The 1,193-nt window shown below is 71.4% G+C and carries 2 protein-coding genes; one reads left to right on the top strand and one right to left on the bottom strand.

What is annotated here, in order from left to right:
- The coding region (locus ACJA3G_RS37305; protein ID WP_406557444.1) for a type III effector protein at positions 1-580 on the bottom strand (580 nt) is incomplete at its 3' end.
- Positions 581-708: 128 nt separating this feature from the next.
- Between ACJA3G_RS37305 and ACJA3G_RS37300 the strand changes: the two genes are divergently transcribed.
- Positions 709-1,146, top strand: a complete 438-nt coding sequence (locus tag ACJA3G_RS37300) for an Hsp20/alpha crystallin family protein (protein ID WP_406557443.1) — start codon at positions 709-711, stop codon at positions 1,144-1,146.
- Positions 1,147-1,193 lie beyond the last annotated feature (47 nt).

Raw genomic sequence — 1,193 nt, 5'->3', positions numbered from 1 at the left:
GATAGGGCCGGGTCGCGGTCAGGGGAGGGAGGAGGTCGGCCGGGTCCTCCTGGCCGAGGGCCGCGTCGAGGTGGCGGAGCGGTATCCGGGCCGCGGCGGGGAGGTCGGTCAGCGCGGTGATCTGWCCGGCGAGACGGCGCAGGTCGGCGGCGTTGTGGCGGGCCCAGGTGGCGACCGTGCGCTCGGCGGCGCGCTTTTCACGAGCGGCCTGGACACGCTGTTCGCCGGTGCTCCCGGCGAGGCCGGGCCGATTGCGCAGATAGCGGCGCTCGGCGGCCTGGCGGCTGGCGACGCCGAGGGGGTGGGCGAGGTCGGCCCAACTGGCACCGGCCTCACGGGCGGTCTCGATCAGACCGGTCTCCCACCCGGCGAGCTGCTCACGGACCTGCCGCAGCAACAACAGGGAGGCGAGCGCCTGCTCCGGGCCGTCCCCGCCGGTGGCGGACGGACCGCCGGACCCTTCGTCCCGGGCCGCGCGCAGGGCGTTGTCGATGGTCTCCAGGGCCGCGGCGGCGGCGAGGAACGAGGCCGGACTCCGGGCCTCGTCATTCGCCGAGGGCGGCTGGTGGGCGCCTGCCATGGGGGCCTCCTTCCCTGCTGTCGTCGTGTCGACGACACTGCATTTGTCATCCATTGGATGACATGCTACAACGTTTTCCGTGAGGCGCATTGGCAGGTACTGCCCGAACCTTCTGGAGGTGTTTCACGATGTTGATGCGCACCGACCCGTTCCGTGAACTCGACCGGCTGGCCCAGCAGCTGATCAACCCGGGCACCGGCACCTGGTCCCGGCCGTCCGCGATGGCGATGGACGCCTACCGCGAGGACGACGAGTACGTGGTGGCCTTCGACCTTCCGGGCGTCAGCGCCGAGGCGATCGACATCGACGTCGAGCGGAACATGCTGACCGTCAAGGCCGAGCGGCGGCCCGTCGCGAAGGCCGACGGAGTACAGATGGAGCTGTCGGAACGGCCGATGGGCGCCTTCTCCCGCCAGCTCGTACTGGCCGACACCCTCGACACCGAACGCATCAAGGCCGACTACGAGGCCGGGGTGCTCACCCTGCGCATCCCGATCGCCGAACGCGCCAAGCCCCGCAAGATCACCATCAGCGGGGAGTCCTCCCGCAAGGAGATCCGCGCCTGAGCCGGACCGACGGCAGGGAGGACGGACCGATGCCCGCCCCGTCCTCC

Source organism: Streptomyces sp. YS-3 (assembly GCF_045257485.1).
Lineage (GTDB): Bacteria > Actinomycetota > Actinomycetes > Streptomycetales > Streptomycetaceae > Streptomyces.
The sequence above is the reverse complement of the archived record's forward strand: the minus strand, read 5'-3'. Positions and strand labels throughout refer to the sequence as shown.

Bases quoted from the DNA above. Each gene is read 5' to 3' on its own strand.
- ACJA3G_RS37300 (WP_406557443.1), top strand. From the start codon at position 709: ATGTTGATGCGCACCGACCCGTTCCGTGAACTCGACCGGCTGGCCCAG.